The 23,481-nt window shown below is 69.0% G+C and carries 24 protein-coding genes and 1 pseudogene; 4 read left to right on the top strand and 21 right to left on the bottom strand.

Features of this window, described 5'->3' with window-relative positions:
• A partial coding sequence (locus A5663_RS06910) for an aspartate carbamoyltransferase catalytic subunit (RefSeq protein ID WP_068145747.1) occupies positions 1-855 on the bottom strand: 855 nt, incomplete at its 3' end.
• Complete coding sequence (gene pyrR / locus A5663_RS06905; RefSeq protein WP_068145743.1) at positions 852-1,436, bottom strand: bifunctional pyr operon transcriptional regulator/uracil phosphoribosyltransferase PyrR; 585 nt, start codon at positions 1,434-1,436, stop codon at positions 852-854. The genes pyrR and A5663_RS06910, both read right to left, overlap by 4 nt.
• 144 nt (positions 1,437-1,580) lie before the next feature.
• Here pyrR and A5663_RS06900 point away from each other — a divergent pair, with 144 nt between their 5' ends.
• Positions 1,581-2,783, top strand: coding sequence for a serine hydrolase (locus A5663_RS06900; protein ID WP_068145740.1), 1,203 nt, complete (start codon positions 1,581-1,583; stop codon positions 2,781-2,783).
• On the opposite strand, the gene A5663_RS06895 is transcribed toward A5663_RS06900, so the two are convergent.
• The 9 genes from A5663_RS06895 to A5663_RS06855 all read right to left on the bottom strand — a co-directional run bounded on the left by A5663_RS06895 (position 2,765) and on the right by A5663_RS06855 (position 11,792).
• Positions 2,765-5,452 carry a fumarate reductase/succinate dehydrogenase flavoprotein subunit gene (locus tag A5663_RS06895; RefSeq protein ID WP_197503319.1) on the bottom strand — a complete coding sequence of 896 codons (2,688 nt, stop codon included), beginning with the start codon at positions 5,450-5,452 and terminating at the stop codon, positions 2,765-2,767. The two genes, A5663_RS06900 and A5663_RS06895, sit on opposite strands and share 19 nt — an antisense overlap.
• Positions 5,449-6,207: an ABC transporter ATP-binding protein gene (locus A5663_RS06890; RefSeq protein ID WP_068145738.1), complete on the bottom strand. Its 759-nt coding sequence runs from the start codon at positions 6,205-6,207 to the stop codon at positions 5,449-5,451. The genes A5663_RS06895 and A5663_RS06890 overlap by 4 nt, the downstream gene beginning before the upstream one ends.
• Entirely contained in the window at positions 6,204-7,055 is an 852-nt protein-coding gene (locus tag A5663_RS06885) for an ABC transporter permease (RefSeq protein WP_082973965.1), read from the bottom strand. Before A5663_RS06885 ends, A5663_RS06890 begins: the two co-directional genes overlap by 4 nt.
• A complete protein-coding gene (locus A5663_RS06880) occupies positions 7,052-8,482 on the bottom strand; it encodes an ABC transporter substrate-binding protein (RefSeq protein WP_068145735.1) in 1,431 nt (476 codons plus the stop codon). Before A5663_RS06880 ends, A5663_RS06885 begins: the two co-directional genes overlap by 4 nt.
• Positions 8,483-8,492: 10 nt before the next feature.
• Positions 8,493-8,720: a ferredoxin family protein gene (locus A5663_RS06875; RefSeq protein WP_003880761.1), complete on the bottom strand. Its 228-nt coding sequence runs from the start codon at positions 8,718-8,720 to the stop codon at positions 8,493-8,495.
• Positions 8,717-9,460, bottom strand: coding sequence for a GntR family transcriptional regulator (locus tag A5663_RS06870; protein WP_068145733.1), 744 nt, complete (start codon positions 9,458-9,460; stop codon positions 8,717-8,719). Before A5663_RS06870 ends, A5663_RS06875 begins: the two co-directional genes overlap by 4 nt.
• A gap of 188 nt (positions 9,461-9,648) precedes the next feature.
• Complete coding sequence (gene nusB, locus A5663_RS06865; protein ID WP_068145730.1) at positions 9,649-10,134, bottom strand: transcription antitermination factor NusB; 486 nt, start codon at positions 10,132-10,134, stop codon at positions 9,649-9,651.
• Positions 10,127-10,690 carry an elongation factor P gene (gene efp / locus A5663_RS06860; protein ID WP_068145726.1) on the bottom strand — a complete coding sequence of 188 codons (564 nt, stop codon included), beginning with the start codon at positions 10,688-10,690 and terminating at the stop codon, positions 10,127-10,129. The genes nusB and efp overlap by 8 nt, the downstream gene beginning before the upstream one ends.
• 16 nt (positions 10,691-10,706) lie before the next feature.
• Entirely contained in the window at positions 10,707-11,792 is a 1,086-nt protein-coding gene (locus A5663_RS06855) for a Xaa-Pro peptidase family protein (RefSeq protein WP_068145723.1), read from the bottom strand.
• A gap of 33 nt (positions 11,793-11,825) precedes the next feature.
• On the opposite strand from A5663_RS06855, the gene A5663_RS06850 reads away from it, so the two are divergent.
• A complete protein-coding gene (locus A5663_RS06850; RefSeq protein WP_068145720.1) occupies positions 11,826-12,371 on the top strand; it encodes a B-4DMT family transporter in 546 nt (181 codons plus the stop codon).
• Between the two features lie 20 nt (positions 12,372-12,391).
• Positions 12,392-13,288 (top strand): hypothetical protein, encoded by an 897-nt coding sequence (locus tag A5663_RS06845; RefSeq protein ID WP_068145716.1) that lies wholly within the window; start codon positions 12,392-12,394, stop codon positions 13,286-13,288.
• Here the strand turns inward: A5663_RS06845 and aroQ are convergent.
• The 10 genes and pseudogenes from aroQ to A5663_RS06795 all read right to left on the bottom strand — a co-directional run bounded on the left by aroQ (position 13,249) and on the right by A5663_RS06795 (position 22,964).
• Positions 13,249-13,683 (bottom strand): type II 3-dehydroquinate dehydratase, encoded by a 435-nt coding sequence (gene aroQ, locus A5663_RS06840; RefSeq protein WP_068145714.1) that lies wholly within the window; start codon positions 13,681-13,683, stop codon positions 13,249-13,251. The two genes, A5663_RS06845 and aroQ, sit on opposite strands and share 40 nt — an antisense overlap.
• Positions 13,680-14,765 (bottom strand): 3-dehydroquinate synthase, encoded by a 1,086-nt coding sequence (aroB, locus tag A5663_RS06835; RefSeq protein ID WP_068145709.1) that lies wholly within the window; start codon positions 14,763-14,765, stop codon positions 13,680-13,682. Before aroB ends, aroQ begins: the two co-directional genes overlap by 4 nt.
• A gap of 133 nt (positions 14,766-14,898) precedes the next feature.
• Positions 14,899-15,405, bottom strand: a pseudogene (locus tag A5663_RS06830) (shikimate kinase); the annotation flags it as partial.
• Positions 15,405-16,616, bottom strand: coding sequence for a chorismate synthase (gene aroC / locus A5663_RS06825; protein WP_068145751.1), 1,212 nt, complete (start codon positions 16,614-16,616; stop codon positions 15,405-15,407). The pseudogene A5663_RS06830 and the gene aroC, both read right to left, overlap by 1 nt.
• A gap of 58 nt (positions 16,617-16,674) precedes the next feature.
• Positions 16,675-17,100, bottom strand: a complete 426-nt coding sequence (locus A5663_RS06820) for an A24 family peptidase (protein WP_068145703.1) — start codon at positions 17,098-17,100, stop codon at positions 16,675-16,677.
• Positions 17,101-17,142: 42 nt separating this feature from the next.
• The gene (locus A5663_RS06815; protein WP_068145701.1) at positions 17,143-17,949 is read right to left on the bottom strand and encodes a shikimate dehydrogenase; all 807 of its coding nucleotides are present in this window, start codon (positions 17,947-17,949) and stop codon (positions 17,143-17,145) included.
• A complete protein-coding gene (gene mltG, locus A5663_RS06810; RefSeq protein ID WP_068145698.1) occupies positions 17,946-19,187 on the bottom strand; it encodes an endolytic transglycosylase MltG in 1,242 nt (413 codons plus the stop codon). Before mltG ends, A5663_RS06815 begins: the two co-directional genes overlap by 4 nt.
• Entirely contained in the window at positions 19,165-19,761 is a 597-nt protein-coding gene (gene ruvX / locus A5663_RS06805) for a Holliday junction resolvase RuvX (protein WP_068145694.1), read from the bottom strand. The genes mltG and ruvX overlap by 23 nt, the downstream gene beginning before the upstream one ends.
• A 4-nt stretch (positions 19,762-19,765) precedes the next feature.
• Positions 19,766-22,459, bottom strand: coding sequence for an alanine--tRNA ligase (gene alaS / locus A5663_RS06800; RefSeq protein WP_068145692.1), 2,694 nt, complete (start codon positions 22,457-22,459; stop codon positions 19,766-19,768).
• Between the two features lie 115 nt (positions 22,460-22,574).
• Positions 22,575-22,964 (bottom strand): secondary thiamine-phosphate synthase enzyme YjbQ, encoded by a 390-nt coding sequence (locus A5663_RS06795; RefSeq protein ID WP_197503320.1) that lies wholly within the window; start codon positions 22,962-22,964, stop codon positions 22,575-22,577.
• Between the two features lie 97 nt (positions 22,965-23,061).
• Here A5663_RS06795 and A5663_RS06790 point away from each other — a divergent pair, with 97 nt between their 5' ends.
• Positions 23,062-23,367, top strand: a complete 306-nt coding sequence (locus A5663_RS06790) for a GlsB/YeaQ/YmgE family stress response membrane protein (protein ID WP_068145748.1) — start codon at positions 23,062-23,064, stop codon at positions 23,365-23,367.
• Positions 23,368-23,481 lie beyond the last annotated feature (114 nt).

Here is a 23,481-nt window from a genome sequence, read left to right as displayed (position 1 = left end):
CGATTGCGACGAGTCGGCAACGGAGAACGCGATCTCCATGCCGCGGACCATCGGGCCCGGGTGCAGCACGACCGCATTGCCAGGCAGCATCGCCTGGCGTTTCTCGGACAGGCCATAGAACACCGAGTACTCCCTGGCCGACGGGAAGAACCCGCCGTTCATGCGCTCGGCCTGCACCCGCAGCATCAGGACAGCGTCGGCGATCGGCAGCTCGGCGTCGAGATCGTGCGACACCGTGACCGGCCAGTCGGCGGCACCGACCGGGAGCAGTGTCGGCGGCGCCACAAGCACCACCTCCGCACCGAGGGTGTGCAGCAGCAGCACATTCGAACGGGCCACCCGGCTGTGCAGGACGTCGCCGACGATCACCACACGTTTGCCCTCGATGTCGCCGAGGCGCTGGCGGATGGTGAGCGCGTCGAGCAGCGCCTGGGTGGGATGCTCATGGGTGCCGTCGCCGGCGTTGATGACCGCGGGGCCGTGTCCGTCCGCGGTGGCGGTCCACTCGGCGAGCTGCTGCGGTGCGCCCGAAGCCGGGTGGCGCAGGATCAGCGCGTCGGCGCCGGCGGCGCGCAGAGTCAGCGCCGTGTCGCGCAGCGATTCGCCCTTGGACACCGACGAACCCGACGCACTGACGTTGATCACGTCCGCGCTCATCCACTTACCGGCCACCTCGAAAGAGACCCGGGTGCGGGTGGAGTTCTCGTAGAACATCGTGATGATGGTGCGCCCGCGCAGGGTCGGCAGCTTCTTGACCTCGCGGCCCAGCAGCGCCTGGCTGAAGCGGTCGGCGTTGTCGAGGATCGCCACCGCGTCGTCGCGCGACAGATCGGCGGCCGACAGCAGATGTTTCACCGGACCGGACCTCCGTGCGGCGCGAGGGAGACGCCGTCGGCGCCGTCGTTCTCGGCGAGCCGGACCTTGACGTTCTCGCTGCGCGAGGTGGGCACGTTCTTGCCCACGTAGTCGGCGCGCAGCGGCAGCTCGCGGTGGCCGCGGTCGACCAGCACCGCCAATTGCACCGCCTTGGGCCTGCCGATGTCGCGCAGCGCGTCCAGGGCGGAGCCCACCGATCGGCCGGTGTAGAGCACGTCGTCGACGAGAATCACCAGGGCCTGGTCGATGCCGCCTGCGGGGATGGAGGTCTCCTCCAGCGCGCGGGGCGGTTTGGAGTCCAGATCGTCGCGGTACAGCGTGTTGTCCAGTGCGCCGTGCGCGACCGCGACTCCGGAGAACTCCTCGATTTTGCCGGCGAGGCGAGTGGCCAGGGTGACGCCGCGGGTCGGGATGCCGAGCAGGATCACGCGGGGCGCTTCGGGTCCGTCGAGGGCGGTTTTCTCGATGATCTGGTGAGCGATACGGGAGATGGTGCGGCCGACGTCCGCTGCGGACATCAACTCCCGGTCGGTGCCTGACGAGTCCGAGTGCACGCCCAAGCGACTCTGACCTCCTTCTCCGCCTCTCTGGACGGCTCCTTAAAGGACGTCGAAACTGCGGGGAAGCTTAGCACCCGCATCGCGCGGGTCTACCGACGCCACGGCACGGACAGTTGCGTCGCGGGCGGAAGTAGGCTTGCCGCGATGAAGCTCGACGGCAACCAAGCGTCCATCCGCGAGGCGATCGACGCCGGACTCCTTGCCGGTGCGGTGACCCTGGTGTGGCGCGCCGGTGAGGTCCTTCAGGTCAACGAGTTGGGGCATCGCGATGTCGACGCCGGGCTGCCGATGCAGCGCGACACGATCTTTCGCATCGCCTCGATGACCAAACCGGTGACGGTCGCGGCGGCGATGAGCCTCGTCGAGGAGGGGCGGTTCGCACTCGACGACCCGGTGGTGGGCTGGCTGCCCGAGCTCGCGGACATGCGGGTCCTGCTCGACCCGCGCGGCGATCTCGACAAGACGACCCCGGCGCGCCGGCCCATCACGTTCGACGATCTGATGACGCACCGCAGCGGGCTGGCGTACGCGTTCTCGGTGGTCGGCCCGTTGAGCCGCGCGTACGCCAGGATGTCGTTCCGCCAGGACCAGGACCGCTGGCTGGCCGAACTGGCGCAGCTTCCGCTGGTGCACCAGCCCGGCGATCGGCTGACCTACAGCCACGCCACCGACGTGCTGGGTATCGCGCTGTCGCGGATCGAGGACAAGCCGCTGGCCGACGTGCTGCGCGAGCGGATCTTCGAGCCGCTGCAGATGCCCGACACCGGGTTCTCTGTCGGTGCGGCCGGCCGTCGCCGTGCCGCGACGATGTACAAGCTCGACCGGGACAACGCGTTGCAGCACGGCGTGATGGGACCGGCGCCGATCACCGACCCGCCGTTCTGCACCGGTGGGGCGGGATTGTGGTCGACGGTGGACGACTACCTGCGGTTCGCGCGAATGTTGTTGGCAGGCGGTGTGGTTGACGGGGTCCGGGTGCTGTCGGAAGAGTCGGTGCGGTTGATGCGCACCGACCGGTTGACCGATGAGCAGAAGCGGCACAACTTCCTCGGCGCGCCGTTCTGGCTCGGCCGCGGCTTCGGGTTGAACCTGTCGGTGGTCACCGACCCGGCGAAGTCGCGCCAGCTGTTCGGCCCGGGCGGGCTGGGCACGTTCAGTTGGCCCGGCGCATACGGCACCTGGTGGCAGGCGGACCCGTCGGCGGAGCTGATCCTGATCTACCTGATCCAGAACCTGCCCGATCTCAACGTCGACGCCGCCGCGATCGCCGGCAACACCTCACTGGTCAAACTGCAAAGCGCACAACCGAAATTCGTGCGCCGGACCTATCAGGCGCTCGACATCTGAGCCAGCGCCTGGCGCGCGTAGGCACGCACGTCCGCGTCGCCGTCGTCGAGCGCGACGCCGAGAGCGTCCCGCGCGGCGGACTCCGAAGCGGCCCAACGGGTCAGGCTCAGCACGGCGGCCTTGCGGACGTCGAGATGCTGATCGGTGAGCGCCTGGGACAGCGTGGGCACCGCGACCGCCGGCGCCGCACCCGCCAGCGCCCGCGCGGCGCCCTCACGTACCTGCCACGCCGGCTCGGTCAGCGCCTTTTGCACACCGGCCACGTCGTCGTCACCGCAGCCGACCGCCGCAAGCGCTGCCAATGCGGCCGCCCGGACCAACGGATCGGGGTCGGTGAGGAGACGCCGGACGGTCTCCGGCCCGGCACCCAGCGTCGCCAGGCCGTTGGCCGCCGCAATGCGCACTTCCCGGTTCTCGTCGCCCGCGGCCGCTGCGACACCGTCTTCGTCGTCGACCGAGACCAGCGCGCGCACCGCCTCGATCCGGACCCGGTGATCGACGTCTCGCACGGTGAGCCGATACGCCGACAAGTCCCCCGCGTGCCGCGCGGCCAGCAGATGGATCGCCACCGAGCGCACCACCGGATCGGGCGAATCGCATTGCACCGCAATGTCTTGCGGATCCGGCAGCACTTCCACCAGTTCGCGCACGCCGTCGGCGGCGACGCGGCGCACCTCGGCGTCGCCGTCTCCGAGGGCGGCGATGAGCGGGCGCTGATAGCCGTCGGGAAGGTGTTCGACGAGTGTGGCGACCGCGGTCCGGCGCACCCCGGCGTCGAAATCGGCGAGGAACTCGGTCAGCTGTTCCACCGACGGCGACTCCAGCGCGAGCACCGCGGCGATGCGCGGCGACGGCGGCTGTACCGTCGCGGGGCGGATGCGGGACGCCGCTTCCGGGGGCCGCCCGGTGGCGACCACCGGCTGCTCGACGCGTGTCACCTCGTCGTGCGACGGCAAGTGATCGAGGTCCGGCACGGCGACGAAATACGGTGCGACAGGCCGCTTCAGGAACTCCATGGTGCCGTCGGCGGCCTTGCGCAGGTTCAGGTGGTAACGCCAGCGGTCGTCGTCACGTTGCGGGATGTCGGCACGGTCGTGGTAGAGGCCCCAGCGCGATTCGGTGCGGGTCAGCGACGAGCGTGCCGCCATCTCGGCGCAGTCGCGGATGAACGAGACCTCGACCGCCCGCATCAGCTCGTGCGGGGTGGTGGCACCCATGTCTCGGATCTCGGTGCGCATCCGCTCGAACGTCTCGACCGCGATCGACAGCTTGGTCGCCGTCTTCGGCGGTGCCACATAGTCGTTGACGAACCGGCGCAGCTTGTATTCGACCTGTGGCTGAGGTGGTCCCTGGGGGTGCCGCAGCGGTCGGTAGACGAGGTCGTGCGCCTCTTGGAGCTGGTCCTGCGGCAGCGCGCCCGGTGCATCGACGTGCCCTACCGTCGAGGCCGCATGCTCGCCGGCGAGGTCGCCGTAGACGAACGCGCCGATCATGTAGTTGTGCGGCACACACGCCAGGTCGCCCGCCGCGTACAGCCCGGGCACCGTGGTGCGGGCGTGTTCGTCGACCCACACTCCGGATGCGGAATGGCCGCTGCACAGCCCGATCTCGGAGATGTGCATCTCGACATCGTGCGTGCGGTAGTCGTGCCCGCGGTTCGCGTGGAAGGTGCCGCGGGTCGGCCGCTCGGTGGTGTGCAGGATGCCTTCGAGCGCGCCGATCGTCTCGTCGGGCAGATGCGACACCTTGAGATAAATGGGCCCGCGCGCCGATTCGATCTCTCGCTTGACCTCGGCCATCATCTGCCCCGACCAGTAGTCGGAGTCGACGAACCGCTCCCCCAGCGCGTTGACCTGATAGCCGCCGAACGGATTGGCCACATACGCGCACGCCGGCCCGTTGTAGTCCTTGATCAACGGGTTCACCTGAAAGCACTCGATCCCGGACAGTTCCGCTCCGGCGTGGTAGGCCATCGAGTAGCCGTCGCCCGCGTTCGTCGGGTTCTCGTAGGTGCCGTACAGGTACCCGGACGCCGGCAGGCCCAGCCGCCCGCATGCGCCCGTCGCGAGGATGACGGCTTTGGCGGCGACCGCGACGAATTCGCCTGTGCGGGAGTTCAACGCCGCGGCGCCGACGGCGCGTCCGGTGTCATCGGTGAGCACCCGCACCGGCATCAGCCGGTTCTCGATGCGGATCTTCTCGCGCATCGAGCGTTGACGCAGCACGCGGTAGAGCGCCTTCTTCACGTCTTTGCCCTCGGGCATCGGCAGCACGTAGGACCCGGAGCGGTGCACCCGGCGCACCGCGTACTCGCCGTGCTCGTCCTTCTCGAACTTGACCCCGTAGCGCTCCAGGCGCTGCACCATCGCGAACCCACGGGTCGCGGTCTGGTAGATGGTGCGCTGGTTGACGATTCCGTCGTTGGCGCGGGTGATCTCGGCAACGTAGTCCTCCGGCGTGGCCTTACCGGGGATCACGGCGTTGTTCACCCCGTCCATCCCCATCGCCAACGCCCCGGAATGCCGAACGTGGGCCTTCTCCAGCAGCAGCACCTGAGCACCGTGTTCGGCCGCGGTCAGCGCCGCCATGGTGCCCGCGGTCCCGCCGCCGATCACCACCACATCGCAGTCGAGTCGGGCGGTCTCGTCGAGATCAGGTATTCGCATCATGAGTGATCAAGGGCCGCAAGGATTTCCGCACGCGCCTGTTGACGTGCGGCGGAGGGGACGCGCGGCTCGGGCACCTCGACAACCGCACGTAGCGGCTGACCGACGCGGCCCAGCACCGCCACCCGGTCACCGAGGAGCAATGCCTCGTCGACGTCGTGGGTGACGAACACGATCGTCGTCGGATGCACCTGCCAGGTCTGGATCAGCAGCCGCTGCATCGCCGCCCGGGTCTGCGCGTCGAGTGCGGCGAACGGCTCGTCCATCATCACCGCCCGCGGCGCGCCGGCCAGCCCGCGCGCCAGTTGCACGCGTTGGCGCATCCCGCCCGACAGGCTCTTGGGCAAGTAGTCGCCGTAACCGGTCAAGCCGACCTCGTCGATCCAGCGCAGCGCGCGTTCCCGCCGGCCGGCCCGCGGCACACCGCGCAGCTGCAGTGCCAGCTCGATGTTGGAACGCACTGTGCGCCAGGGCAACAGCGCGCTGTCCTGAAACACCATGCCGCGATCGCGCGAGGTGGCGGCTACCGGCTCACCGTCGGCGAGCACCCGGCCGGCGTCCGGCGCCAGCAGCCCGGTCAGCGCTCGCAGCACTGTCGACTTGCCGCAGCCCGACGGCCCCGTCAGCACCAGGATCTCGCCGGGGTGCACGTTCAGCGTGAGCCCCGAGACGACCGGCGCGCCGGTGTAGGACAGCCGCACGTCGTCGAGTTCGAGTCGCATCCCCTGCACCGCCACGGGGGCCAGTGCGGTGGTCATCGGGCGTTCTCCTCTCCGCGGGGCAGCCACCGGGTGGCGCGCCGTCCGGTCAGTTCCACTGCGGCGGCGGTCGCGAAGCCCAGGACCCCGATCGTGATGATGCCGACGAACACGTCGGGATAGTTGAGCACCGTGTACGCCTGCCAGGTGCGGTATCCCACACCGAGGCGACCCGAGATCATCTCCGCGGAGATCACGCAGATCCACGCCACCCCCATGCCGACCGAAAGACCGCCGAAGAGCCCGGGCAGGATGCCGGGCAGCACCACCCGGCGCAGCACGTCCCACCGGCTGCCGCCCAGTGTGCGCACCGAGTCCTCCCAGATCGTCGGCAGTGCGCGCACCGCGTGGCGGGTGCTCACCATGATCGGGAAGTAGGCGGCCAGAAACGTGATGAACACGATCCCCGCCTCGTCGGTGGGGAACAACAGGATCGCGACGGGCACCATCGCGATCGCCGGGATCGGCCGCGCGAGCTCGGTCAGCGGGCCGAACGCGTCCGCGAACGCCGCCGACCGCCCGAGCATGATGCCGGTCACCACGCCGACGATCGCCGCCAACCCGAACCCCGTCAGGATGCGGATCAGCGACTGCCCCAGATCCAGCCAGTACTCCGGCGTGCCGAGCCGATTACCCAGCGCCGCTGCGACTTCGGTCACCGTCGGCAGCGTGTCGAAGCGCAACCAGAACCGCACGTCGTTGGCCGTCAGCACCTGCCACAGCGCGACTGCGGCGAGCACCGAGGCCGACCGCACGAGCCTGCGCCGCCACAGCGCCGCTTGCGGACGGCGGGCGGGTGCGGCCTCGACATGCACCGGCCACTTCACGGCTTCGGCGACGGTCGTCATGCCGCACCTGCCAACGCCTGCTCGTAGTCGACCGCGGTGCTACCCGGGTGGGCTGCGATGAACCGTTGGGCACCAGCGGGTGTCGCGAACGGCAGGTAGCTCTGGCCGTCTTTCACCCAGATCGCCTTGTCGGCGAACCAGCGGGTGCCGAACTCGGTGTCGGGCACGTACGCGGCGCGGACTTTGGCGCCCCGCGCGGTGGCCTCTCGCACCGCCTTGAGCAGGCAGTCGGGAGTGGCTGCCGGCTGGGTCGCTTCGCCGCCGTCGAGCCACAGTTCGCCGGCTTTCGCTTGATCGCCGGCAGGCACGTTGCACACCGGGTCCGTGCCCTGCACGAGCGACGGGTTGGCCGTCACCGCGAGTGCATGGTCGTAGTCGAGGCCGTGCTCTGCGAAGGCCGCGCGCAGCGGGGCGTCCTGTACGAAGCCGGCGACGTCCAGGTCGGCGAAGTTGTCGATCGACTTCAGGTACGGCACATCGCCTTTCAACGCCTCGATCAGCGACGGCTTCAGCGTGGTGTCGAACGATGTGCCGCCGGGACCGTTGTAGAGGTAGACCACTTCCTGCGGCAGACCGCTTCCCTCGGCGACGATGCGCGCTGATTCCAGCGGTTTGTCGTTGAGGAAGTCGGTGGCGTCCAACTGTGCCTGCAGGAACGCGTCGAGCACCTCGGGATGTTCGGCCGCATACGCCCGTCGTACCACCACCCCGTGCAGCGTCGGATAGTTGCCCTCGGCGCCGTCGTAGAGCAGTCTGGCCTTGTCCTGGAAGACCAGCAGGCCCGGCCACGCCACGAACTGCGACAGCCCTTGCACCTGACCGGATTCCAGGGCCGATGCGCCGATCTGCGGCTGCTGGTTGAGGACTTCGACGCCGCTCCTCGGGTCGATCCCCGCGTTCGACAGCGCGCGCACCAGAGTGCCGTGCCCTGCCGACCCGACACTGGCGGACACCTTCTGCCCCTTAAGGTCGGTGAGTGTCTGCGCCGGTGAGTTCGGCGTCACCACAACCATGTTCAACGCGCCCCTGGGGTGGTAGCCGGTGACCGAGACGATCTCGGTGCGGGCTCGCTCGTTGGCTTGCGTCTTGGATCCGTTGATCAACATCGGGTAGTCGCCCATTGATCCGATGTCGATCTTCTCGGCGACCATCTGTGCGGTGATGGGCGCGCCGGTGTCGTAGTCCTGCCACGTCACCTCGTACCGGGTGCCGGTTCTGCCGGTGATGTCGGCGAGCCGCCGCTCCAGGAAGCCCTTGGCGCGCAGCAGCGTTCCCGCGGTGACGGTGTTGATGGTCTTGGACTGGTAGCCGACGACGACGTCGACCACGTCACCGGACGGCTTCGATGCCGAGTCGAGCGAGCAGCCGGCGGCCACGACGGACAGCGCGACGGCCAGCGCGCCCAGCCGGTTCAGCGGTCTGGTCATGATGGGGTCCCTATCGGATCAGATACGGCATGTTGACGGTGACGGCGCCGGTGGGACAGCGCGCCGCGCAGGGACCGCAGTACCAACACTCGTCGACGTGCATGAACGCCTTGCCGTTCTCGGGGTTGATCGCCAGTGAGTCCAGCGGGCAGACGTCGACGCACAGCGTGCAGCCCTCGATGCACAGCGACTCGTCGATCGTCACCGGCACATCGGCACGTTGGTTGACCAGTGTCACTGGACGCTCCTCATCAGGTTGCCGCGCAGCGTGATTCGGTCGCCGCGCATGCGGATGTATTCGAGGTCGACGGGTGTCCCGTCGTCGAGGGTGGTGAGGCGCTCCAACATCAGCAGCGCGGCCCCGGCCGGCACCTGCAACGTGGCTGCGGAATGGGCGTCGGCGGCGACGGCTTCCACCGCTAGTGCGGCGCTGCCCAGCCGTTGACCGCTGACCTTCTCGATCAGGGCGAACACGTCGTTGGTCTCCAACGAGTGCTGCAGCACCCCGGTCGCGATGTCCGGCACCAGATAAGTCAGGTCGAGGGAGAGCGGAAGTTCGCCGAGATAGCGCAACCGCTCCACGAAAACGACCTGCGCGCCCGGGTCCAGGCGCAGCTTGCGGGCCACCGCCGGCGGAGCGGCGAGGTGTTGTACCGCCCTGACCTCATTGCGGACCTCGCCGTACTCCCGAAACGTCTCCTTGAGCCCGACCAGTGCGTCCAGCCCGTGGTCGTACTTGCGCACCGCGACGTGCGTGCCCACCTTGGGTCCGCGGTCGATCAAACCCTCGTTCTTGAGGACCGCGAGCGCTTCGCGAACGGTGTTGCGCGACACGAAGAACTCGGCCGCCAACTCCTGTTCTCCGGGTAGACCGCCGTCGAACCCGCCGGCATGGATCTGGTGGCGCAGCACATCGGCGACCTGGCGCGCGCGATCGGCGCGTGGCCTGCGCAGAGGCGTCGGCTCGGGCTGCGACATGCGGCTACGGTAAGGGCGCTGCGGCCGCGGCACGCTGGTGCGCGGCACCGGCCTGCGGGCAGTGCCGGTGATTGCGCCGCCCCGCGCAGTGGCTCACCAGGGGAAAGGGCGCACCCGAGGGGCATTGCGCCACTTGGCTACCGGCCGCGGATTAACAATCGCGGTGAACTAAAGGAATCGAGTGTCGGCTAGCCCGCGCTCGCGTCGCCGCTGCCGCGCACCGCCTGCGCGGCGGCCCGGATCTGCGGCGTCACGAGCATCACCTGGCCCAGCACGCCGTTCACGAAACCCGGTGAGTCATCGGTCGACAACTGCTTGGCCAGCTCGACTGCCTCATCGACCGCCACCGGCTCGGGCACGTCGTCGGCGTGCAACAGCTCCCACACCGCCACTCGCAGAATCGCACGGTCGACGGCCGGCAACCGCTCCAGTGTCCAACCCTGCAGGTGCGCGGCGATCAGATCGTCGATGTGTGCGGAGTGTTCCGTCACCCCGCGCGCGACGGTCACGGTGTACGGGTTGAGCGGCGAGACATCTGACTCCTTGTGGGCCAACGCGTTTCGTGTGTCGGCGACCTCGGCTGAGGTCAGTCCGCGGGCCTCGGCTTCGAACAGCAGATCGACGGCGCGCTTGCGGGCCGCATGCCTGCCCCGATCGCCTTTGCGGTCAGGCATTCACCCGGCCCAGATAGCTGCCGTCGCGCGAGTCGATCTTGAGCTTGTCGCCGGTGTTGATGAACAGCGGCACCTGGATCTCGGCGCCGGTCTCCACCGTCGCCGGCTTGGTGCCCGCGCTGGACCGGTCGCCCTGCAGGCCCGGCTCGGTGTGGGTGACCTCGAGCTCCACGGTGACCGGCAGCTCGAGATAGAGCGGGTTGCCGTTGTGGAAGGCGATCTGCACGGGCATGCTCTCGAGCAGGAAGCCGGCGGCGCGCCCGACCAGCGACTCGGGCAGCGGGTGCTGCTCGTAGTCCTGCGAATCCATGAACACGAAGTCCGAGCCGTCCCGGTAGAGGTAGGTCGCGTCACGCCGGTCGACGGTCGCGGTCTCGACCTTCACCCCGGCGTTGTAGGTCTTGTCGACGGTCTTGCCGGAGACGACATTCTTGAGCTTGGTGCGCACGAAGGCGGGGCCCTTGCCGGGCTTGACGTGCTGGAATTCGATGATCTGCCAGAGCTGGCCGTCGATCACCAGGACGAGTCCGTTCTTGAAGTCGGCGGTCGTTGCCACGTGGGTAGTACTCCTGTCAGAGGATGGCCAATTCCTTGGGGAACCGGGTGAGCAAGTCTGGGGCGTCGTTTCCGACGACGAGCGTGTCCTCGATGCGGACGCCGCCGCGGTCGGGCAGGTAGACACCGGGCTCCACGGTCACCGCGGAGCCAGCAAGCAGTGTACCGGCGGACGCCGCGCTGATTCCCGGCGCTTCGTGGATCTGCAGACCGACGCCGTGCCCCAACCCGTGGCCGAAGTTCTCGCCATAACCCGCATCGGCGATGACGCCACGCGACGCCGCGTCGACCTCCTTGAGCGACGCACCCGGTGCGAGCGCCTCCCGGCCCGCCCGTTGCGCGGTCGCGACAAGCTCGTAGAGGTCGCTCTGCCACTGCGCCACCGGCGCGAGCACGAACGTCCGGGTCATGTCGGAGTGGTAGCCGCTCACCAGTGCGCCGAAGTCGATCTTGACGAAGTCGCCTGCGGCCAGCACCGCATCGGTGGGTCGGTGGTGCGGGATCGCCGAGTTCGGGCCGGCCGCGACGATCGTCTCGAACGACGGCCCGTCGGCGCCGCGCTCGAGCATGAGCGCCTCGAGTTCACGGCCGACTTCCTTCTCCGTGCGGCCCGCGCGCAGCCCACCGCGGTCGACGAGGTCACGCAGTGCCGCGTCGGCGGCCTCACATGCCAGCCGTAGCAGCGCCACCTCGCCGGCGTCCTTGACCTCCCGCAGCGCCTCGACGGTTCCGCCGGCACGCACCAGCTCCGTCTGTTCGCCGGCGGCAGCCGTCAGCGCGGCGAACGCGTCGACCGTCACCACGTGGCTCTCGAAGCCGAGCCGGCGCACCCCGGCTGCCGCGGCGCGCCGGACCAGATGCGGCCCGCAGGCCCGCTCGATGACGATCTCCACGTCGGGCGCCTGCTGCGCGGCCTGGGTGCGGTAGCGCCCGTCGGTGGCCAGCACCGGATCTTTGCCGTCGGCCAGGATCAGCAGCGCGGCGTTGGAACCGGTGAACCCGCTCAGATAGCGCACGTTCACCAGGTCCGACACCAGCATCGCGTCGACGCCGGATTCGGCGAGGCGCTCGCGCAACCGGTCCCGGCGCTGTGAAATAGTCACGGTCGATGACGCTACTCGCTAAGGTGAGGCCCCATGAGTAAGTGGTTGCTGCGCGGACTGGTGTTCGCGGCCCTGATGGTGATCGTGCGATTGCTGCAGGGGGCGCTGATCAACACGTGGGAAACCAAGGCGGGTTTGATCAGCATCGTCCTGGTGGTGTTGTTCGCGATCGCGGCGTTCATCTGGGGCTTCGTCGACGGCCGGGCGGACGCGCGCGCCAACCCCGACCCGGACCGCCGCGGCGACCTGGCGATGACCTGGCTGCTGGCCGGCCTGGTGGCCGGGATCCTCAGCGGCGCGGTGGCCTGGTTCATCTCGCTGTTCTACAAGAGCCTCTATGTCGAGGGCCTGCTCAACGAGGTCACCACGTTCGCGGCGTTCACCGCGCTCGTCGTGTTCCTGTTGGCCATCGCGGGCGTGGCGATCGGTCGCTGGCTCGTCGACCGCAAGGCCGACCAGACGCCGCACCTGCACCACGCGAACGACGACGACCGTGCCGACACCGACGTGTTCGCCGCGGTCGGCCGCGGGGACGCGGACGACGAAGAAACCCAACGGCGACGCGACGAGCGGGCGTAGCCGTCGGCTGACGGGCTCCCGTGAACCCGGACGAGTTCTGCACGTCCGACCAGTGGAGCGTGCTCTCGTCGGCCTCGTCGAACTCGCAACTGGCAGGTGTTCTCGGCGGTTTCCTGATCACGGCGATCGCTCTGCTGTTCGACAAGAACAGTCGGGAAGGCGTGCACACGCTCGCGTTGTTCTCCTCGGCCGTGCTCGTCCTGATGCTCGACAGTTTTCTGTTCAGCTTGATCACCGGCACGCAGGTTCCGGACGGCGACCGACGCGTCACGTGTGCGATCGCCTGGACCCAGGGCGCGGTGTCAACCGGGATGCTCGCCGCGGGTGCGACGGCGTTGTTCGGCGGACTGGGTTGGATGCTGGCCAGCCACGCTGTCAACAAGGTGACCGACCAGAGTCCTGACGATGTCCGCGCTTACTGCTTTCTCGCCGAACTGGGCGGGTGGCTGACGTTCGCGGCTGCGATGACCACGACGTTGATCGTGTCCGAAACGTCGATCGATTATCTGCGTTTCATGTTGGGCCACCGGCCCGCACCGTGGATCGAAGGCGGCATCATCGCCGGGTGTGCCGTCTTCGTTGTCGTCGACTTCGCGCTCGTGTTCGTACGCACCCGGGCACTGCGAAAGTCGCTGTCCGACACCGCCGCACCGACGGTCCTCGAACTCCGTTCGATCAAAGTCGCGACGGTGGGAACCGTGTTGCTCGGAATCGTCGGATCCTGGCTCGCCGTCAGCCTGGCGCGCGTCCCCGAGGGGTGGCTCACCGCGCCGGACACCGGAATCGTCGTCGGCGTGCTGATACTGACCCTGGTGCTGCCGACGGTCATCTCGACCGCGATCTGTTACTCGGTGGCCAGCACGGACGACCAGGGCCCTCAGCCGAGGCTGGCGAGGTACCGCAGGGCCAGCGCGTAGCCCTGCACGCCGAGGCCGACGATCACGCCGGTGGCCACCGCACTCAGATACGAATGGTGCCGGAACTCCTCCCGGGCATGCACGTTCGAGATGTGCACCTCGATCAGCGGCGCACGCAGTTCGCTGCACGCGTCGCGCAGCGCGACCGACGTGTGGGTGAGCGCGCCGGCGTTGAGGATCACCGGATCGCCCGCGTCGGCTGCGGCGTGAATCCAGCCGAGCAGATCGGCCTCGCTGTCACTCTGGCGCACAACGGCTCTCAATCCGAGCGCGTTGGCCTCGCGCTCGATGAGCGCGACCAGTTCTTCGTGCGTGGTGCTGCCGTACACGTCGGGTTCGCGCCGGCCCAGCCGGCCGAGGTTGGGGCCGTTGAGCACCAGCACCGTCTGGGTCATGATGCCACCGCTCCTATTTCCGCGTAGGCCGCCGCCAGAAGTGACGGGTCGGGTCCTTCCAGCCGTCCCGGCTTGCCGAGGCCGTCGAGGACGACGAACCGCAGCACGCCCGCGCGGGTCTTCTTGTCACCGGCCATGTTCTCCAGCAGCTGCGGGAACGCGTCGGCGTCATAGCTGACCGGCAGCCCCAGCGAGGTGAGCACGCGGCGGTGCCGATCCGCGGTCTGGTCATCGAGGCGGCCCGCGAGACGGCCCAGTTCGGCAGCGAACACCAGCCCCACCGAAACCGCCGCACCGTGCCGCCACTGGTAGCGCTCGCGGCGCTCGATCGCGTGGCCGAGGGTGTGGCCGTAGTTGAGGATCTCGCGCAGTTGCGATTCCTTCTCGTCGGCGGCGACCACCTCGGCTTTGACGGCGATCGCCCGCTCGATCAGTTCGGGCAGCACGGGTCCCGTCGGGTCCAGTGCCGCCTCTGGGTCGGCCTCGATCAGGTCCAGGATGACCGGATCGGCGATGAAACCGGCCTTGACGATCTCGGCCATGCCCGCGACGAGTTCGTTGCGCGGCAGCGTCTCGAGCGTGGCGAGGTCGACGAGCACGGCGGCCGGCTGGTGGAACGCGCCGACCAGGTTCTTGCCCGCGTCGGTGTTGATACCGGTCTTCCCGCCGACGGCGGCGTCGACCATCGCCAGCAGCGTGGTCGGCACATGCACAATGTCGATTCCGCGCAGCCACGTCGCGGCGGCGAACCCGGCGACGTCGGTGGCCGCCCCCCCGCCGAGGCTGACGATCGCGTCCCGGCGTCCGACGCCGATGCGTCCCAGCACTTCCCAGATGAACCCGACCACCGGCAGGTCCTTGCCCTTCTCGGCGTCGGGAATCTCGATGCGGTGCGTGTCGATGCCGTTGTCCGCGAGAGCTTTCCGGATGACCTCGGCGGTCTCCGCGAGGACGGGCTGGTGCAGGATCGCCACCTTGTGCCTGCCGTCGAGGACGCGCTGCAGCTCGCCGAGCAGCCCGGTGCCGATGATGACGGGGTACGGCGGATCGACGCGGACGTCGATGGTCACTGGCTCAGTCACGGTTGGCCTTCATGTTTTGGGCGGCGACCACCGCCGGGGACGGAGGCGCCTCGGTGCTGGGCTCGGCGGTGAGCGCCGACGGGCCGCGGCGGCAGGGCGAGCGACGCTTGCGCCGCTGCGGGTGCGGAGCGTCGGGGTTCTCCAAGCGGGTGACGATGTAGCGCACAACCGCGCCGGGATTGCGCCGGTTCGTGTTCACCCGCAGCGTCGCGACCTTGCGGTACAGCGGAACACGTTGCGCCATCAGCGTTTTGAACTTCTCGCCGCGGTCACCGCCCTCCAGTAGCGGACGCACGGTGCTGCCGCCGGTTCGGCGCACCCCCTCTGCGGCGCTGATCTCCAGGTAGACGACGGTGTGGCCGGCCAGCGCCTCGCGGACACCGGCCGTGGTGATCGCGCCGCCGCCCAGCGACAGCACGCCGTCATGGGTCTGCAGCGCCGAGCGGATGACCTCTTCCTCGATGCGCCGGAACTCCTGCTCGCCGTCGGTGGCGAAGATGTCGGCGATGGTGCGGCCCGTCGTCTCCTCGATGGCCGCGTCGGTGTCCAGCAGCGTGAGGCCGAGCGCCTTGGCCAACCGCCGCCCGATCGTCGACTTGCCCGACCCGGGCAATCCGACCAGTACCGCGTGCGGCGCCATCAGCCCGATGCCTGAGCCGGCTGCGCCGAGGGCTCACGCGTGCGCACCGAGCGCAGGTAGTTGTCGATGTTGGCGCGCGTCTCGGCCAGCGAGTCGCCGCCGAACTTCTGTAGCGCGGCGCGCGCGAGCACCAGCGCCACCATGGTCTCGACGACCACCCCGGCCGCCGGCACCGCGCAGACGTCGGAGCGCTGGTGGATCGCGACGGCCTCGTCACCGGTCGCCATGTCGACGGTGGCCAGCGCGCGCGGCACGGTCGAGATCGGCTTCATCGCCGCGCGCACCCGCAGCGGCTGGCCGTTGGTCATCCCGCCTTCCAGGCCGCCGGCCCGGTTCGTGGAGCGCAGCACGCCGTCGGGGCCCGGATACATCTCGTCGTGGGCGACGCTGCCCCGTCGGCGCGCGGTCTGGAAGCCGTCGCCGATCTCGACACCCTTTATCGCCTGGATGCCCATCACCGCGGCGGCGAGCTGGCTGTCGAGCCGGTTGTCGCCACTGGTGAAGGAGCCCAGCCCGACCGGAAGGTTGTCGGCGACGACCTCGACGACGCCGCCGAGGGTGTCACCGTCCCTCTTGGCGGCCTCGATCTCGTCGATCATCGACTTCTCGGCGCCTCTGCCGTAGGCACGCACGGGGCTGGCGTCGATCGCGGCCAGGTCGGCGGCCTGCGGCGGCGGGCCGTCGTACGGGGTGGACGCGCCGATCGAGATGACGTGCGAGATCACCTCGACGCCGAGCGCCTCGCGGAGGAACGCCCGGGCGACGGTGCCGGCGGCGACGCGAGCGGCGGTCTCGCGCGCGCTGGCGCGCTCGAGCACCGGACGGGCGTCGTCGAAGCCGTACTTGAGCATGCCCGCGTAGTCGGCGTGCCCGGGCCGGGGCCGGGTCAGCGGCGCGTTTCGGGCTGACTCTTCCAGCTCGGCGGCGTCGACAGGGTCGGGCGCCATCACCGTTTCCCATTTCGGCCACTCGGTGTTGCCGATCTCGATCGCGATCGGCCCGCCGAGCGTGACCCCGTGCCGGACGCCGGCCAGCATCGTCACCTGGTCCTGCTCGAACTTCATCCGGGCGCCGCGGCCGTACCCGAGACGACGACGGGCCAGTTGTCCCGCGATCTCGTCGGAGGTGACGTGCACGCCCGCGACCATGCCTTCGACCACGGCCACCAGGGCGCGGCCGTGAGATTCACCAGCAGTGGTCCATCGCAACACGCGTCCCATCTTCCCACGTCGGGCCTCCGGCCCCGAATCAGCCGATCACCAGGGGTTTCTACGCCACCGCGAGCGCGACGGCGGCCGCCACGGTCAGGCACATCGAGGCACCGTGCGGGACAGTCGCTTCCGTACGACGAATCGCAGCGAGAAGCGCCCAGCACGCCGTTATCAGCGGCGCTCCCAACGCTGCCAGCGTCCATATGTCGACACCGAACGCGCCTGTCAAGGCGCCGACACCAACCGACAGCTTGACGTCGCCGGCACCCATCGCCGCCGGCGCAAGCAGATGCACCAACAGGTAGACGGCGAAGAGCACGACCGCGCCGGCCACCGCCGTAAGGCCGCGCCCGGCCGCCACGGCGACGATCAGAATCACCAGCGCGCCCGGCATGGTCAGCCAGTTCGGCAACCGACGTTCCCTGAGATCGAAGACGCTCAACGCCACCAACCACGCCAGCACAGCAACACCCGCGACCCCCATCAATGGAGGCTAACGCCGGATCAGACCCTCCCCGGGCGCCAGTCAGCGCACGTCGAGAGCTGCCGCCATCGCTTCGCGCGGCGCTGGGCGGCCGGTGAACTGCTCGACCTGGGCGAAAGCCTGGTGCAGCAGCATCTGCAGGCCACTGATCACCCGCCCGCCCCGGTCCAGCACAGCCGCCGCCACGGCCGTCGGCCACGGATCGTAGATCGCGTCGAGCAGCAGCGGGATCGGGGCGAACGCGGCCGCATAACGCGCGGCGGCCTCGGCGGGAATGGTGTTGACCATCAGGTCCGCGTCGGCGACGAGCCCGCTGAGATCAGGGCCGTCGACGTCACACCATTGACCGTCGGCGCCCAGCCGGATGGCGAGATCGACCAACGGCGCCGCCTTGTCGGGATTCCTGGCCGCCACGGTGATGCGCTGCACCCCGAGTTCGGCCAACCCGACCACCGCTGCCGGCGCCGTGCCTCCCGAGCCGACGACGATGCCGTGCGTGGCCGCCACGTCGCCCAGCGCTCCCGTCACACCGTCGATATCGGTGTTGTCGGCGCGCCAGCCGGACTCCGATCGGACCAACGTGTTCGCAGAACCGACCAACTCCGCGCGGGTGGTGCGCTCGTCGGCGACCGCCAGCGCCGCGAACTTCCCCGGCTTGGTCACCGATACGCCGACCCACTCCGGACCGAAACCCGCCACCACCGAAGGCAATTGCTCAGCCGTGCACTCGATGCGCTCATACGTCCAGTCGGCAAGGCCGAGCGCGCGGTAGGCCGCCAGATGCAACTGCGGAGAGCGCGAATGAGAGATCGGCGAACCCAGCACCGCCGCTCGACGCCCGGCATTCATCGCGCCGAATCGAGAACGCCGTTGCGCTGTGCCAGTTCGATGTTCGCGAGGTGCTGCTGATAGTCCCGGGTGAACAGGGTCGTGCCATGCATGTCGATCGTCACGAAATAGAGCCAGTCCCCCGGCGCCGGCTTCTCGGCAGCGGCCAGCGCGGGTTGACTCGGAGAGCAGATCGGCGTGGCCGGCAACCCCGGCCGGATGTAGGTGTTCCACGGATTATGCTGCGCGCGGTCGGCGTCGGTGGTGGCCACCTCGATGCGGTCCAGCGGGTAGTTCACCGTGGAGTCGAATTCGAGCGTGCGGTTCTCGGCCAGTCTGTTGTAGATGACGCGCGCCACCTTGGCGAAGTCCTGCGGGGTGGACTCGCGCTGCACCAGCGAGCCGACCGTCAGGATCTGGTACGGCGACATCTTCATGGCCGCGGCTGTGTCGAGCAGTCCGCCGTTGGCGTATTGCGTTGCGCTGGCGGAGATCAGCGTCGAAAGGATCTGCTGGGGCTGGGCGGACGGGTCGATGTTCCACGTGCCCGCGGCGATCAGTCCTTCGAGGCGACGGAAGTCGTCGCCCATCGCGGTGACGGGTCCTGTCGCCCACTCCGGCACGCCGAGCGCCGCCGGCGTGCCGGTGGCGGCGACGTCCTTAAGGGCATCCACCGGCACGCAGCGTCGATCGCCGTCGAGATCGACACACGTCGCGCGCGAGATCAGGCTGAGGATGCCGTCGGTGACGGCGTTGGTCTTCACGTCGCGGACGTCGTCGAGTTGGCGCCCCTCGGGGATGGTGAGTTTGCCCACCCGGCTCTGCGGATCAGCCAGCCGCGCAACGGCATTGGCAGCCGGGATCTCGGTGCGCATCTTGTAGAAGCCGGGCTGGATCGCAGAGATCGCGTCGTTGCCCTCGGCTGCGTTGACGAACGCACCCGCAGTCGCGACGATGTGGCGCTCCTGCAGTGTCTTGCCGATCGCGGTCGTCGAGTCGCCGTCGTGCACCTGGATGACGACGTCGGCGACGCCGTCGCCGGTGAAATCGCCGCCGCCGAAGAACGAGTGCCACAGTTTCGACCCGACGAAGACCACGCCGACGACGACCACGATCAGCAGACCGACCGCCAGACCGCTGGCCAGTCGGCGCCTGCGCCGGTTGCGGGCCTGCCGCATCCGCTGCGCGCGGGTCATCCGACGCCGCGGCGGGCCGACCGCAACCGGTTCGGCGCGCTCACGGCTCCAATGGTTCGTCATCACCGACCTCTCCATGCGCGGCCACGTGCTCGTCCACTCCTTGCGTGCGCGACGCCGCACGGCGCTGATCCAACCAGTTCTGCAGAATGCCCACCGCCGCCACTTGGTCGATGACCCGGCGCTGACCCTTGGCGCGGACGCCGGCATCCCGCAGCGAGCGCTGCGCCACCACGGTAGTGAGTCGTTCGTCGGCGAGTCGAACCGGCGTCGGTGCGATTCGTTCGGCCAGCGCGTCAGCCAGCGCGACGGCGTCTTCGGCTGATGACCCGGAACGGTCGGCGAGCGTGCGGGGCAACCCCACGACGACCTCCACGGCGGCGAGGTCCTCGACCAACCCGGTGAGCCGCCGGATGTGGCGGTTCGTGCGGTCCCGGCGGACCGTCTCGACCGGCGTGGCCAGGATGCCGTCCGGGTCGCTGGCGGCGACGCCGATGCGCACGCTGCCGACGTCGATGCCGACCCGTCGTCCCCGTCCCGGGTCCGGCGGGTTCAACGACCCGCCCGGCCGGTCCGGCAGACGGTCGCCTGATGCTCTTCGCGCAAGCGGCTCTCCGCCGGACTGGGTGGGGTTCACGCGGCTAGCTCCGGTCGATCTCTGCGCGCAGCGCGGCCAACGCCGCGTCGATTCCCGCCGCCCCCCTGCCGGATCCCTGCGCCAGGTCGGCTTTGCCGCCGCCGCGGCCGTTGACCGCTGCCCCGACTTGCTTGACCAGATCGTCGGCCCGCAGTCCGAGGTCTTGCGCGGCCGGATTGACCGCCACCACGAACGGGACGGTGTCGTTCTCGCCCTCGGCGATCAAGGCGACGACGGCGGGGTCGCCGCCGAGCTTGCCGCGAATGTCTCCGACCAGGGTGCGCAGATCACCGGCCGACATCCCACCGGCCATCCGCTGCGCCACCAGACGGACCTTACCGACAAGCTCGGCGCCCGCGGCCGCATTTGCTGCGGAGGCGCGCGCGTTCGCCAGACGCAACCGGTCGAGCTCCTTCTCAGCCGCCCGCAGCCGCTCGACCAGATTCGCCACCCGGCCGGGCACCTCCTCTGACGGCACCTTCAGCGACGAGGCCAACCCGGCCATCAACGCCCGTTCCTTCGCGAGGTGACGGAACGAGTCCAGCCCGACGTAGGCCTCGACGCGACGCACACCGGAGCCGACCGACGATTCGCCGAGAATCGTGACGGGGCCGATCTGCGCGGAATTGTGGACGTGGGTGCCGCCGCACAGCTCCAGCGAGAACGGACCGCCGATTTCGACCACTCGGACCTGGTCGGGATACTGCTCGCCGAACAGTGCCATCGCGCCCATCGACTTGGCTCGCTCGAGTTCGGTGGTGAAGGTGTGCACCTCGTAGTCGGCTTCGACCGCTTCGTTGGTCACTTCTTCGATCTGTGTGCGTTGTTCCTCGGAGAGCGGGCCCTGCCAGTTGAAGTCGAACCGCAGATATCCGGGCCGGTTCAGGGAGCCCGCCTGAACGGCGTTCGGCCCGAGGACTTGTCGCAGCGCGGCGTGCACCATATGGGTTCCGGAATGGCCCTGCGTCGCGCCGTGACGCCAGCGCGGATCCACCGCGGCGACCACCGTGTCGCCCTCGACGAATTCACCGGACTCGACGTTGACCCGGTGCGCCCACAGAGTTTTCGCGATCTTCTGCACATCGGTCACGGCCGCCTTGGCCGCGGTGGAAGCTCCTGATCCGCTGATCGTGCCCTCGTCGGCGATCTGACCGCCGGACTCGGCGTAGAACGGGGTGCGATCGAGAATCAACTCGACGCGGTCCGGCTGCGGGCCGCTGCCGTGAGAGACGACGGGCACCCGCTGACCGTCGACGAAGATGCCGAGAATCCTTGCCTCGGAGGACAATTCGTCGAAGCCGGTGAACTCGGTCGGGCCGGCGTCGACCAGGTCGCGGTACGCCGACAGATCCGAGTGTGCCTGCTTGCGCGCGGCGGCGTCGGCCTTGGCACGCTGGCGCTGTTCGGCCATCAGGCCGCGGAAGCCTTCCTCGTCGACGGACAGGCCGTGCTCGGCCGCCATCTCCAACGTCAGTTCGATCGGGAAGCCGTAGGTGTCGTGCAGGGTGAAGGCATCGGTGCCGGACAGCACTGCGGCGCCCTTGGCTTTCGTCGCGCTCGCCGCCTCGTCGAACAGTCGCGAACCCGCGGCCAGCGTGCGGTTGAACGCGGTTTCCTCGGCCACGGCGATGCGCTGGATGCGGTCGAAGTCGGCGACGAGTTCGGGGTAGGACGGGCCCATCGCGTCGCGCACCGTGCTCATCAGATCAGCCATGACCGGATCTTCGACGCCCAGCAGTTTCGCCGCGCGGATGATTCGGCGCAGCAGGCGCCGCAGCACGTAGCCGCGGCCCTCGTTGCCGGGGCTGACACCGTCGCCGATGATGATCGCCGCCGTACGACTGTGGTCGGCGATGATTCGGTAGCGGACGTCGTCGGTGTGGTTGCCCTGCCCGTACCCGCGCGGCGCCCGTGCGGCCATCAGGTCGATGACGGGACGCACCAGGTCGGTCTCGTAGACGTTGTCCACGCCCTGCAGCAGGCAGGCCACCCGCTCGATGCCCATGCCCGTGTCGATGTTCTTGCGCGGAAGCGGGCCGAGGATCTCGAAGTCCTCCTTCGAGGTGCCCTCGCCGCGCTCGTTCTGCATGAAGACGAGGTTCCAGATCTCTATGTAGCGGTCCTCGTTGGCGACGGGGCCGCCTTCGGCGCCGTACTCCGGCCCGCGGTCGTAGTAGATCTCCGACGAGGGCCCGCACGGCCCGGGGATGCCCATCGACCAGTAGTTGTCGGCCATGCCACGGCGCTGAATGCGCTCCGGCGGCAGACCGGCCACCTCCTGCCAGTAGGCCACCGCTTCGTCGTCATCGAGATAGACCGTCGCCCACAGCCGGTCGGGGTCCAGCCCGTAGCCGCCCTGCTCGACCGGGTTGGTCAGCAATGTCCAGGCGAACTCGATGGCGCCCTTCTTGAAGTAGTCGCCGAAGGAGAAGTTGCCGGCCATCTGGAAGAAGGTGTTGTGCCGGGTGGTGATGCCGACCTCGTCGATATCGGGTGTGCGGATGCACTTCTGGACGCTGGTCGCCCGGTTCCACGGCGGCGCCTGCTGGCCGAGGAAGTAGGGCACGAACTGCACCATGCCGGCGTTGACGAAAAGCAGATTCGGGTCGTCGAGGATCACCGAGGCGCTCGGCACCTCGGTGTGGCCCGCCTTCACGAAGTGATCGAGGAAGCGCTTCCTGATCTCGTGTGTCTGCACGTCTGATACATCCTTGAAGTTCTGCTGTAGCTGCGACTATTCGACCGCACCACAGTACCGGTCGGCCGTTGTCACGCCGAAAGGTCAACGAACGGGCGGCGCGGCCGGTGCCCCGTCAGCCGGCGATGAAGCTGAGGCGCACCTTGCGTTGCGGGTTGTCCCGGTTGAGGTCGACGAACACGACGCTCTGCCACGTGCCGAGCAGCGGTTGACCGTCCTGCACGGGCAGGGTGATCGACGGCGACACCAGCGCCGGGAGCACATGGTCGGCGCCGTGGCCGGGTGAGCCGTGTGAGTGGCGGTAGCGGTCGTCGCGCGGGAGCAGCCGTTCCAGCGTGTCGACGAGGTCGTCGTCGGATCCCGCACCCGTCTCGATGATCGCCACACCGGCGGTCGCATGCGGCACGAACACGTTGCACAGTCCGTCGCCACGCGAGGCGCAGAACTTTCGCACCTCGTTCGTCAGGTCGATGGTTCGGCGTTGGCCGGTGTCGATGTCGAGCACGTCGGAGTCCACGCTTCGAGCGTACGAGGCGCGCGCATTTCGTTTATTGACGTCGGTGTCGGGGTACCTCCTTGGCACCCGAAACCTGGAGGAGATCATGACCATCACCGGCGTCATCACCGCAATTCTCATCGGCGCAGTAGTCGGCGTGCTCGCCCGGCTGATCCTGCCCGGCAGGCAGCCCATCGGCATCCTGGTGACGATCCTCGTCGGCATCGTGTCGGCGTTCATCGGCACGTGGCTGGCCCACGCGCTCGGCCTGCCCACCGCCACAAAGGGAGTCGATTGGATCGAGCTTCTCGTCCAGGTCGTCGTCGCCGTCGTCGGCGTGGCCCTGGTCTCCGCGCTCATGGGCCGCAGGCGCACCGGTGTCATGGGCACCCGGCGCGGCGTGCTCCGCTGACGTAACCACCCGAGCGATCCCGGCTGTCTCCCCCCAGCAGCCGGGATCGCTGCTGTCACAGGGTGTTCAACAGTTCGTCGAGCTTCTCGTAGCCTTCGGTCATCCCGCCCTCCA

Source organism: Mycobacterium sp. E740, from assembly GCF_001672895.1.
Classification (GTDB): domain Bacteria; phylum Actinomycetota; class Actinomycetes; order Mycobacteriales; family Mycobacteriaceae; genus Mycobacterium.
The sequence above is the reverse complement of the archived record's forward strand: the minus strand, read 5'-3'. Positions and strand labels throughout refer to the sequence as shown.

What these genes read in the sequence shown, in the direction of transcription:
- A5663_RS06900 (WP_068145740.1), top strand. Translation starts at nt 1,581, where the DNA reads ATGAAGCTCGACGGCAACCAAGCGTCCATCCGCGAGGCGATCGACGCC.
- A5663_RS06895 (WP_197503319.1), bottom strand. Translation starts at nt 5,452, where the DNA reads ATGATGCGAATACCTGATCTCGACGAGACCGCCCGACTCGACTGCGAT.
- A5663_RS06890 (WP_068145738.1), bottom strand. Translation starts at nt 6,207, where the DNA reads ATGACCACCGCACTGGCCCCCGTGGCGGTGCAGGGGATGCGACTCGAA.
- A5663_RS06885 (WP_082973965.1), bottom strand. Translation starts at nt 7,055, where the DNA reads ATGACGACCGTCGCCGAAGCCGTGAAGTGGCCGGTGCATGTCGAGGCC.
- A5663_RS06880 (WP_068145735.1), bottom strand. Translation starts at nt 8,482, where the DNA reads ATGACCAGACCGCTGAACCGGCTGGGCGCGCTGGCCGTCGCGCTGTCC.
- A5663_RS06870 (WP_068145733.1), bottom strand. Translation starts at nt 9,460, where the DNA reads ATGTCGCAGCCCGAGCCGACGCCTCTGCGCAGGCCACGCGCCGATCGC.
- nusB (WP_068145730.1), bottom strand. Translation starts at nt 10,134, where the DNA reads ATGCCTGACCGCAAAGGCGATCGGGGCAGGCATGCGGCCCGCAAGCGC.
- A5663_RS06850 (WP_068145720.1), top strand. Translation starts at nt 11,826, where the DNA reads ATGAGTAAGTGGTTGCTGCGCGGACTGGTGTTCGCGGCCCTGATGGTG.
- aroQ (WP_068145714.1), bottom strand. Translation starts at nt 13,683, where the DNA reads ATGACCCAGACGGTGCTGGTGCTCAACGGCCCCAACCTCGGCCGGCTG.
- A5663_RS06820 (WP_068145703.1), bottom strand. Translation starts at nt 17,100, where the DNA reads ATGGGGGTCGCGGGTGTTGCTGTGCTGGCGTGGTTGGTGGCGTTGAGC.
- A5663_RS06815 (WP_068145701.1), bottom strand. Translation starts at nt 17,949, where the DNA reads ATGAATGCCGGGCGTCGAGCGGCGGTGCTGGGTTCGCCGATCTCTCAT.
- mltG (WP_068145698.1), bottom strand. Translation starts at nt 19,187, where the DNA reads ATGACGAACCATTGGAGCCGTGAGCGCGCCGAACCGGTTGCGGTCGGC.
- A5663_RS06790 (WP_068145748.1), top strand. Translation starts at nt 23,062, where the DNA reads ATGACCATCACCGGCGTCATCACCGCAATTCTCATCGGCGCAGTAGTC.